The organism is Steroidobacter flavus (assembly GCF_042651805.1).
Lineage (GTDB): Bacteria > Pseudomonadota > Gammaproteobacteria > Steroidobacterales > Steroidobacteraceae > Steroidobacter > Steroidobacter flavus.
Window position 1 is genome coordinate 2,128,904 of record NZ_JBHSDU010000003.1, and the last position, 10,885, is coordinate 2,139,788.

Here is a 10,885-nt window from a genome sequence, read left to right on the forward strand (position 1 = left end):
TCCGAAGCCTCTCTCGCGCTCACGTCGTTCTTGATGTGACGTCGCTCACGACCCGGCAGCACGCGTGCGCTGCAAACTCCGTTCCTGACCAAGGCGCGTGACGAGGCTCGACAAGGATCATCGGTTGACTGCTCAAGGATAGAGGTGATCCGCCTTGGACGCCCTCTGTGTCTTCGCACGCTGGCCAGCGTGTGTGCAGGTCCATCGTGACCCTGCCTTGCCTCTCTCGTGCACGGATCGCTGAGTAGTTCACGGAGAGTTGACGATGAATGCATTGAAGGGACCGCTGGCCGTTGCAATCGCTATTGCCCTGATGCCGCAGGCCAAGGCCGAGGAATACTCGGTGAGCACCCTGGCGCAGCTGCAGGCGGCCATCGACGACGCCAACGGCAAACCAGATGCCACCGCGACGATCAGGCTGACGGCCGACATCAACTTGTCCGGAACGTTGCCGACGCCCACCAAGCCGATCACGATCGACACCCAGAACTTCACACTTTCGGGCCAGATCAATCCGGCACATACGAGCGATCAGACGCTGACTTTGGCGGGCACGATCACCGGCGGCGCGAACCAACGCGGCCTCAGCCTTACGAGCGGCACTATTCGCTCCTCCGTGATCAACAACGGTTCGATCAGCGGCGGCCCCGGCAACTCGAGCTCCACCAGTGCGGGCGCTTTCCTGAACATGGCGACGTTCGTGAACCAAGGCACGGTGCGCGGCGGAGATAACGCGGGAACGGACAGCGGCGGCAACGGCGTCATTGCTCAACGCGGCGTCAACGTTACCAACGAGGGCGTCATTGAGGGTGGGGACAGCGTCGGCGGTAGTGGCGGTACAGGGGTCTTCCTGGGCGGCCCTGCAGGCGCCATCAGCACCTTGACCAACCACGGCATCATCCGTGGCGGTGACGGCGTGAACACAGCGTTTGGGCTCGGGCTCGACATACGGGCCAACTCCGGTCTCGTGATCAATGCCGGCACGATCGAGGGCGGGATCAACGGAGTCGCGATCCTTGTGAACATGACCGACGCCACGGTCACTAACAGCGGCATCATCCGAGCGGGCGCAGGCGAGGCCAACGCCATTCAGATGGGAGGGGCGGCCCGCAGTCTGATCCTGGAGCTGCAGGCCGGCTCGGTCATTGAAGGCAATGTTGTCGCCAACGCAACCTTGGCCGACACGCTGCGACTGGGCGGAACGGCGAACAGCACGTTCGATGTCTCAGGCATCGGCGCCGCGGCTCAATATCAGAACTTCGATGTGTTCGAGAAAACCGGCACCAGCACCTGGACGCTGCTTGGCGTCGGTGCGGCAGCGACGCCCTGGCAGATACTGGACGGCACGCTGCAACTCGGCGATGGCGGCACGAGCGGCAGCATCATCGGCGACGTGCTCAACAACGGCACGCTCGCATTCAATCGCAGCGATGCGCTCACTCACAACGGCGTCATCAGCGGGACGGGATCAATCCGCCAGTCCGGCACGGGTACCACGATCCTGACCGCCAGCGGATCGCAAGCCAGCGCGCTCGATATACAGCACGGCACGCTGGAGATCGCGAGTGGCGCGAGCCTCGAAGCGGCAACGACGACCATCGCCGCTGGCGCGACTCTGCGCAATGCCAGCACGTTCACGGCCACCACAGGCGACAACACCTTCACGCTCGCTGGCACATTCATTGGCAACGCCAACTTGCTCGACGGCAACGATCAAGTGGAGATCGCCGACGGAGCCGTTTTCTCCGAGGCGGTCTTCGATGGCGGCGCCGGCACAGATACGCTCGATCTCACATACAACACTTTCCTGACACTCGCACCGACAGTTGCTGTCAACTTCGAGCATCTGATCAAGCGCGGGAACGGCGAACTTACGCTGGCTGGTAACTTCGATGGGTTTTCGGACAGCATCATATTGGCTGGCGGCACGGCGCATTTGTCGAATGCCACTATCGATACGGCTGAGCTGCGCATCGACTCCGGCGTCACTGTGACGGGCGCCGGATCGCTCACCGGAAGGCTGCGCAACGCCGGCGTGCTGTCGCCGGGAAACAGCCCGGGCACGATCTTCGTCGGCGGTGACTACTTGCAGGACGCGAGCGGCACCTTGGTCTCGGAGATCACGCGCACGGGCACGGATCTACTCCACGTCGCGGGTGGCGCGACACTCGCCGGCACGCACCAGATCCATATCGACTACGGACTCTATCTCGATGGCACCACGCACACCTTGATCCAGGCCGACGGCGGTATCACGGGCGACTTCGACAGCGTGCAAATGAATACGAGCGCGCTGATGCAAGGGGAGCGTGTGCTCAACACCAACGCGCTAGATGTAACCTTCGAACGCGCCGCGTTTACCAGCGTAACAACGCCGAACAGTGGCCAAGGCAGATATGCACAGTGGCTCGAAGAGCAAATCGCAGCGAGCGGTCTCGATGCCGAGCTGACCGCATATATCGACACTCTGTTGCAACAATCCTCGGCCGACGGCGTCAGGCGCCTGTTGCGTCAGCAGTCGGAGCCCGTGGCGAGCGTCACCCAGAACAGCGTCGCCATTCTCGGCGCGGGATTCGTGCGCACCGTCTTCGACCGCTTCACGGTCGGCGATACGGCTCAATGCACGGCAGCGCGAGGCTCGAGCGATGCACTCAATTGTTTCTGGGCGCACGGCCAGCGTCAGTGGGGCGATTCGGACGGAGATGCTTTCGGGGCCAGCTATGACTGGACCACCGAAGGTGGCCAGATTGGCGTCGATCGCACGCTGTCCTCGGCGTGGGCTGTAGGAGCGACCTTTGGGTACGCCGATAGCGGCATCCACGACCTCAATGGTGGCCACAACAATGTGCGCTCGAAACTGGGCGGACTGTATGCGAGCTACTCGGCGGGGCGACTGGGTTTCGCCACCGTCGGTTTCTATAGCGACAATCAGAACGAGACGGCTCGCAACGTGCAGATCGGCCTCGGTACGCAGCAGCCGCGTGCCGAATTCGATACCGACAGCTACGGCGTCGGTGCGCGTCTCGGCTATCGGCTGATGAGCGAGTCGAGTCTGCTCGTGCGACCCTTCGTTGAAGTCATCTACGACCACTTGGAAGGCGCGACAATCGCCGAGCGCGACGGCGGCGCAGGCAACCTGAGTGCGCGTCTGCACGATCGCGATGGATTGCGCGGCGCATTGGGACTGCAGCTGGCTGAGAACTTCGAAGGTTTCGGACAGACGTTCCGGCCGGTGCTTGAGCTCGGTGTGACCCGTCAGTTCGAAGATGTTCGTTCCACGCTCGATCTGCAGCCTGGCAACAGTGCGGACGGGTTCCGTACCTACGGTGCGGCGCTCGATCGCACGGCCGTGGTCGGCAACATTTCTCTCGCGGTGGCGCTCGGTGCCAATGCAACCGTATCGCTCGGCTACGGTAGGGAGCGTGCCGACAACTATTCACAGCACGAAGGCAATCTGAACTTCCGCATTGCCTGGTAAACGGGAGCAACGACCCGGAGAGCACGCGGCTGTGCCCTCCGGGTCGCAAATGAGCCTGAAATTTCAGCTACCGCTCAATTGCAGCGTCCGCAGCTCTTGGTCCGCTGCAATCTCAGCGTCCGTGAACGGCAACTTCAACCACTGACTCTTCGAATACAACTTCGTCTGGTCGGCCGCGTACGGCGAATCCTCTTCTTCCGATTGCGAGTACGCCAGGATGCCGCGTGCATCCACCTCGCCCGCATCGGTCCACGTCACCACCTGCATCCAGCTGTTGCCGGTCACGATGGGCGAATAGCCTTTGCCCGGCGTGAGCTTGCCGACCATGACGCTGAACGCTCCGGCACCATGGGTGCCGCCGGGCACGCCAATCCTCTCGCCATTGCGCTCGGTGAATTGCACGTCGCCCCACAGCGCATCCAGCGGAATCTGCGCGTCGTTGAATTTCTGAGTCGCGGTCGCGAGCGCTTGCATGACCGCCTTGCGGACCTTGGCGTCGCCGACTTTGATCTGGCGCGGTGTGTTCACTGCATCCTTCACATCGAACGGCACCTGCCACAGATCCGGAATCGCCGCGATCAACGGCAGCGTCTCGGTCCAGATATGCGCGCCGCGGCTCGTGATGTCGTGCCTGCGATCCCAGCCCGCCAGCACTTCGCACGATTTGGTCACGTCCACGCTGTTCTTTTCCAGCTTCACCGTCTTCGGCTCGCGCTTGCAGATCGCCAGGATTTCATCGAGCACGAGCTCGGCGCCGTAGCTGCGATGATTGAACAGCAGATCCTGCAGACGCTGCGCATCGAAACGATTGTGTTCCTTCGCCTGCAATACCTCGTTGACCATGACCAGGCCCGCCCGAGTGCGCAATGAGCGCTCGGTGCCTTCGGCGCCGATGATGGGAGAGAACCCTTCCAGCGGCTGCGTGGGATTCGACAGCCAGTAGCTGTCATTGGAGTTGGTGACGTAGTCATCGCGGATCAGGTGCGGCATCTGTTGCGGCGGCAGAATGCCTGGCTGCTGAGCGCGCTCGTCGACGCGCCACTCACATTCAGGGGCGCCACGCAGCACTACGACGCGCCACGCGCCCCAGCGGCCTTCCTTCTCACCGGCGCAGGCCTTGATCAGCGCGGCATCGACGTTCGGCACCACCGACATGTCGGCATACAGCGCCTTGCCATCGCGATCGGCGGCGATGGTGTTCACCCAGGCGGTGCCTTGCGATGTTTGCAGCGATGTGAGGATGTCGTCGACGTTCTTGGCACGCGCAAACTTCAGATACTGTTCGGTGGCGCGATTGTTATCGAGGTTGGAATCGCGAACCGCATACGCGCGCTCGCGGGTCCAGGGCAGATCCTTGTCCTCGAGGATCGGGCCGAAATGACTGAAGTACGTCGTGCGCTGCTCGGTCTTGAGCGAGCCGTCGGGCTGGCGCACTTCGACACTCACCGTGCGGGGCGTGAGCTTGCGCGTTTCAGTGCCGTAGCGATACGACAGCGGATCGTTCGGATCGAGCGTCAATTCATACAATGTGGAGCGCATGCCGCTCGAGACAGTGTGCGACCACGCGATGTCGCGATTGAAGCCGATGCTGATGAACGGTGTGGAAATCAGGCCCACGCCCATGACATCCACCTGATCCGGAATCGTGAGATGCGCCATGTGGAAGCGACTCGAGCCCCACCAGGGATAATGCGGGTTGCCCAACACCATGCCGCGGCCGTTGCTGGTGGCCGCTTTGCCGAGTGCGATGGCATTCGAGCCCATCATCGTTGCGTCTTCCGGCGCGGGCGGCGCCACGCGGGATGTCTTTTCATCCTTGGTCGGAGGCGCGGCGTTCGCGATTGCCGCGGGCGAACGACCTACGCCATAACGAATGCCGACACCGATGCCGACGCGTGCCATATCCACCGCATCGATCGGGCGCACCCACGATTGGTTGCGACAGCTCGCCGGCAGTTGGTCACCCGAATGATCCGCGAGATAACGGTTGTAGCCGGCAATATAGCCTTCGGTCATCGCGGCCATTTCGGCCGGCACACGGGCGCCTGCGTGAGCTAGCGCCTCATCGGTGATGATCGACTTGTGAAAAACGTCGCTCTCGAGACGACCTTCCTCGGGACCGAAGAATTTGGCTTGTTCGCCGCGCACAGTGATGAATTCTCGGGCCAGTGTGCACACCGAATCGGTCGCGACCGCGTAGGCGAGGCCGTAACCCAGGCCGGCCCAATCGTTCGCTTTGACATGAGGCACGCCGTGAGCGGTCCATCGCACGGTGGCGTTGTAGCGTTCCTTGCTCGCTGCCGCCTCGTTCGACGGGGGCTTGCTACACGCGACGGTGATCGCGGCACAGGCCAACATCAGCACTGCGCTTCGAGTTGTATGGTGGGCACGAGTAGTCATAAACGGTCCTTCCGTTGTGGCGCACGTCGATAGCGCAAAATTACAACGCCGCACGGTACGGCGCTTCGCGTTCAGGACGGGGCGAGCGTCGCAAACGGGCCCTGTGACGCGCTCTGCGGAATTAAGCTCGTCAAATCCGCTCAATCCAGGTACAGTGCGCGCTCTTCTCAGCCGCCATCCGGTCGGCTTCACCCCTCGGGTTCGTTGGCCCCCTATTGTTAGACTTGGGCCCGCCTCGATTTATCTCCCGCCTCACTGGATCCGAAACGTAAGTTTCTGCAGGCTGGTTGAGGGTTTGTTTTCATGCCTTTTGCTGCTCTCGGGCTCATCCCCGAACTGACGCGTGCGCTCGCCGATCGTGGCTATACCGCACCCACTCCCGTGCAAGCGCGAGTGATTCCTGAAATTCTCGCCGGCCACGACGTGCTCGCGGGTGCCCAGACCGGCACCGGCAAGACCGCCGGCTTCACGCTGCCGTTACTGCAACGTCTGCAGGATGGCGCTCCTTCCAAAGCACCCCGCGTGCTGATTCTCGTGCCGACGCGTGAGCTCGCGTCGCAGGTGAATGAAAGCATCCAGAGCTATGGCAAATATCTGCGCCATCGCAGCCTCGTGATCTTCGGCGGTGTGAGCATCAACCCGCAGATCGAGAATCTGCGCCGTGGCGCCGAGATCCTGGTCGCGACGCCGGGCCGATTGCTGGATCACGTTCAACAACGGACCGTCGATTTGTCGCGCATCGAAATCTTCGTGCTCGATGAAGCGGACCGCATGCTCGACATGGGCTTCATCGCCGACATCCGTCGCGTCATCAAGCTGCTGCCGAAACAGCGGCAGAATCTGCTGTTCTCCGCGACGTACTCGGATGACATCCGGAAACTCGCGCAGGGTCTGTTGCACAACCCGGTCGAGATCGAAGTCGCGAAGCGTAATGCCGCCGTCGATACGGTCGAACAGCGTGCGTATCTCGTCGGCAAGGAGCAGAAGCGCGCGTTGCTGTCGCATCTGATTCAGGACGGCGATTGGCAGCAGGTGCTGGTGTTCACGCGGACCAAACATGGCGCGAACCGACTGACCAAACAGTTGGAACAGGACGGCATCGAGGCCGCGGCCATTCATGGCAACAAGAGTCAGAACGCGCGCACGGCCGCGCTCTCCGACTTCAAGAACTTTCGCATTCGCGCGCTGGTCGCGACGGAAGTGGCGTCACGCGGGCTCGATATCAAAGAGCTGCCGCATGTTGTGAATTACGAGCTGCCCAATGTGCCCGAGGACTACGTGCACCGTATCGGTCGCACGGGCCGCGCGGGCGCGACGGGATTGGCGGTGTCGCTGGTTTCTTCCGATGAGTCTGGATTGTTGAAGGACATCGAGCGGCTGCTGCGCAAGTCCGTGCCGAAGGCGGATGTGCCTCACTTCAAACCCGCTCCGCCGCCGGTTCGCGGTGAGGAATCACACGAACGGTCGTCACAGCCTCGTCAGTCGCAGTCCGAGCTCGCCCGGTCGCAAGCCCGGCAAGGTCGACCGCAAGGTCAGCAGGGCCGGCCCTCTCATCAACAGCACGGCGACGCTGCTCGCCCTGCCGGCGAAGGCGCCGGCCGTCGTCGCCGCAAACGTCGCGGCGGCGGTGGCGGTCAGCAACAGCCTCAGCAGTCCCATCAATCCCAGGGCCAGCCGCGTCACGCTCACGGCCAGCGGCCGTCGCGTCCGCACGGCCATGGGCAAGGACAGGGCGGCGGTCACGGACAGGGTCGCTCGAATCAGCAGCGCAACTCCTCTCGCGGCCATCGCGGCGGGGATCGGAATCGGAGCGCTTAACTCCGACCGGAAGAAAACGTCGCCGCTGTCACCCGGGCGGCGACGTTTCTGGGGAAATGTCCGGCCCGTTGCCGCCCGGATCTTCTATTCAGACCTCTGGCCGAGCGCTTCTCGTACGGCAGCATCAAGCTCAGGCATCGAAGTGGTCCGAGGATACTTCTCCCTGTAGGCGCGTATGCGCGCCAAAGTCTGTTGCACCTCTTTCGAGGATTCGCCCCGGAGTCGGAACACGTGGATCGCGAGAATATCGAGCACCGTCTCGTGTTCTTCAATGTCCGCGAGCATTTCAGAACCTTCCGCTTCATCAGGCGCCGCTTTCGCTCGGATCTGTTCCAACGCGGCCAAAGCGGTATCTATCTCTTCGATGTGCGTAGTGTCGAACTCCGACATCAACATGCCCCACGCCAGGAGCCCCGCCGCTCCCACGCATAGCGCGACCACAAGCGCGAGCACATTGCGCTTACCTGCCTTCGTCATATCGGCTAACTTATTTATATGGACGACTTGAGGGTCGACATCAAAGCGGAAGCACGTTACAAGCGTTAGACAACACCTATGGACGATTGGGAACCGATATCTAGGGAAGAGTTCGATGTGCTGCTCGCGAAGGAACTCTTAACCTTCGAGGCAGCCGACCATGAGCTGTGGTCCAGGTATCGAGTCGGGGTGCGTACCGCGCCGATCGTGAGGTCGCAAGAATACGGCGCAGAGCAGGTCTTCGTAGTGGCTGTCATCGGGGATCGAATTCTGCTTTTCGACGACGTTGAGGATGAATTCGGTGTCGCTCGTCTACCACCAGATAAACCTCTCGAAGATTACGGAACGTACGGTGAACTGCGCTTTGCACTTAGAGCCCTGGCTTTCTCCGGTGTCGCCACAGCCGCGGCTTCTGAAGGAGTCTGACAGCGTCAGGCCCGAATGAAGACGCCTTGACTATTGCATGGCTAGCCACGTGAATAAGAAAGCGATGCTAAGCGCGTGTGGCGTAGCTGGCGTCTGTGCGGCAGCTATGGTTACCCTCGCCACTTGGCCTATGACGGACTCGGTCACTTGGAAGCCGCTAACGCCGCCGGCGTGGTGGCAGTTCGAAGGGTTGGCAGCCTTGGGTTTTTGGCTGTCTGCTCTACCCAGCCTGGTCATTTTCAAGTTTGATAGCTTCTTCGCGGCGAATGAGTGGTTGCGAGAGCCAGCCTCTTGGTTCCTCATCCTTCTAGAGGTGCTGATGATGTGTTTCGCGATCTATAAGCTGGTTGCGTCTGCACGTCGATCTTCATAATGGAACATCAGGCCAAGCTTCAATACGACGCCTCGCTGCTGCGTGAAGCGTTGTTCGGTTTTTGGTGGCGCGCTATCACGGGCCGCCTGCTCCTTGCTCTCGTCGTCTGCATTGCCAGCTTCGCCTACTTCTGGGCGAACGGCGATCGGTCGTGGATTGTCGGGGCGTTCGGGGCACTGCTGCTGTTTAGCGTCGGCATGATAGTGGCTGTTTACTTCGTCCATTCCGCCAATATGAATCGTAAGCTCAAGGACATGGGCACGCCGGAAGCGATATTCACGGCATCAGAAACATCTTTCTCGGTTGTGTCCGGCGCCGGCAGCTCCACCATTCCATGGTCCTCGATCACCGACGTCTGGAAGCTCGAGCGTTGTTGGCTCTTGCTATTCTCCAAGGCGCAATTCATCACTGTGCCTCTTGCAGACGTTCCTGAAGAAATGCGCGCATTCATTTTGCAGCGGATATCGGCGGCCGGAGGTAAGGTCGATGGCTGACAAGCTCATCAAGGCCCCGGTTTATTCACAGAGATCTGCATGAAGAGCAGAAATGCGAATGCCCGATCGGGATCGCCTTCGTCACGTGACGTCCGTTGGGAGCTATGGCGAGCGCTGGGCGGTGCTTTCATTGGCGCCATGGCAGTGGGTGCGGCGGTGATGGCATTTGCATGTGGCCTGCTGAACTTCAGCGGGCTGCCCCGAACATCAGCGGTTGTTGTCCTGCTGGGCGTCGTGGGTTTTATCTATGGCGCGCTAAAACTTGGCGCGGGTATTGCTCTGCTCGGCGAGCTAAGGTCAACTCGCGCCCGAGCGCCACGCGTAGGCTAGGGTTTCAAAGCCGAATCTTGCATCGGGGGCGTAAGTCGTGGCGATTCAGTTCCACACTCTATCCAAGGAGCCGAGCTCCCTGCACGCCGCCTTTCCGAAGGTCGCGGCTATCGCGCACGAGCTTCGCACCTGCCTCGATCGAGACGAAGCGCAGCTGGAGCTGAAGGCGCGACACGTCTTTGGCGCTTCCAGTCATGCCATACAAGAAGTCATTCTGAAAGACGCCACCGCACTGGGGTTCCAATCTGAAAAGAAGGGTCTGTTTGGTGGATATTCGGTCGCGCAACTGCGTCCGGACTACTACATGGCCGTGGAGGACTCGGGAATTTTGCTCGAGGTTGAGCGTGGCAAGGCTATTACCAACAATATGGACCTGCTCGATCTTTGGAAATGTCACATCTGTGCTCATGCGAGCTTCTTGTTCCTGGTCGTTCCCGTGGAAAGGCCGAGTGAGAACCAGCGGAAGGTGAAGGCGTTTCAGGACGCCTGCAGGCGCCTGGCGCCATTCTTTGAGCCGAAGAACTATGTCAATGTGGATGCGGTGTTCCTGTTCGGGTACTAATGGTCCAACAATGCACAGAATCGCCGCGCTGATTGCATGCGTCTCCATGCTCTGCGTGGGGTCCGCGTGCAGCCGTGAATCACAGATGAGCGAATCCCCCGTCGCTGGCTCGGAGAAGACCGTGATATCGAATGAGCAAATCAAGAGCCATGCATTTCTGCAGTGTATGTACGACGACGAGTACTTCCCAAAGCACCTGGTGGACAAGGGAAAGAAGATTTTGCTTGGGCTATGCGAGCGCATAGAAAAGGAGAAGCCGGCGGACGAGGCGGCTCTGTACAGCCTCACTCACAGCGCAACGAATGAGTTCAATGACCTGGCGGAGGAGTTCTTCGAGGCCGACAGCGAAATAGAAACTGCCGCGAGAGAATGCATTGCATCGGACTTCGAGTTCGTCGCCAAAGCCTATGGCTTTGTTAATGCGGACATCGAAGAGCTCATTGCGACAAGAGATTGGTAAGTAAGCGTCATGGGCGGAAAAGGTTTCCGGCCGATGGTTGTGAACGGTCAGCGATTCAGATGGCGTT

At 60.8% G+C, this 10,885-nt stretch carries 8 protein-coding genes; 6 read left to right on the forward strand and 2 right to left on the reverse strand.

Annotated features, from left to right (window positions below; all coding sequences use genetic code 11):
* The first annotated feature begins 265 nt into the window (after positions 1–265).
* Complete coding sequence (locus tag ACFPN2_RS14755) at positions 266–3,478, forward strand: autotransporter family protein (RefSeq protein WP_380597772.1); 3,213 nt, start codon at positions 266–268, stop codon at positions 3,476–3,478.
* A 63-nt stretch (positions 3,479–3,541) separates the two neighbouring features.
* On the opposite strand, the gene ACFPN2_RS14760 is transcribed toward ACFPN2_RS14755, so the two are convergent.
* On the reverse strand, positions 3,542–5,878 hold the full coding sequence (locus tag ACFPN2_RS14760; protein WP_380597774.1) for an acylase: 2,337 nt from the start codon (positions 5,876–5,878) through the stop codon (positions 3,542–3,544).
* A 303-nt stretch (positions 5,879–6,181) separates the two neighbouring features.
* Between ACFPN2_RS14760 and ACFPN2_RS14765 the strand changes: the two genes are divergently transcribed.
* Complete coding sequence (locus tag ACFPN2_RS14765; protein ID WP_380597776.1) at positions 6,182–7,696, forward strand: DEAD/DEAH box helicase; 1,515 nt, start codon at positions 6,182–6,184, stop codon at positions 7,694–7,696.
* 84 nt (positions 7,697–7,780) lie between these two features.
* On the opposite strand, the gene ACFPN2_RS14770 is transcribed toward ACFPN2_RS14765, so the two are convergent.
* The gene (locus ACFPN2_RS14770) at positions 7,781–8,173 is read right to left on the reverse strand and encodes a hypothetical protein (protein WP_380597778.1); all 393 of its coding nucleotides are present in this window, start codon (positions 8,171–8,173) and stop codon (positions 7,781–7,783) included.
* Positions 8,174–8,251: 78 nt separating this feature from the next.
* On the opposite strand from ACFPN2_RS14770, the gene ACFPN2_RS14775 reads away from it, so the two are divergent.
* From ACFPN2_RS14775 to ACFPN2_RS14790, 4 genes are all read left to right on the forward strand, one after another.
* Positions 8,252–8,599: a hypothetical protein gene (locus tag ACFPN2_RS14775; protein ID WP_380597780.1), complete on the forward strand. Its 348-nt coding sequence runs from the start codon at positions 8,252–8,254 to the stop codon at positions 8,597–8,599.
* 372 nt (positions 8,600–8,971) lie between these two features.
* Complete coding sequence (locus tag ACFPN2_RS14780; protein ID WP_380597782.1) at positions 8,972–9,466, forward strand: YcxB family protein; 495 nt, start codon at positions 8,972–8,974, stop codon at positions 9,464–9,466.
* Between the two features lie 367 nt (positions 9,467–9,833).
* Positions 9,834–10,358 carry a hypothetical protein gene (locus tag ACFPN2_RS14785; protein ID WP_380597783.1) on the forward strand — a complete coding sequence of 175 codons (525 nt, stop codon included), beginning with the start codon at positions 9,834–9,836 and terminating at the stop codon, positions 10,356–10,358.
* 85 nt (positions 10,359–10,443) lie between these two features.
* A complete protein-coding gene (locus ACFPN2_RS14790; RefSeq protein ID WP_380597785.1) occupies positions 10,444–10,818 on the forward strand; it encodes a DUF5713 family protein in 375 nt (124 codons plus the stop codon).
* Positions 10,819–10,885: the final 67 nt, after the last annotated feature.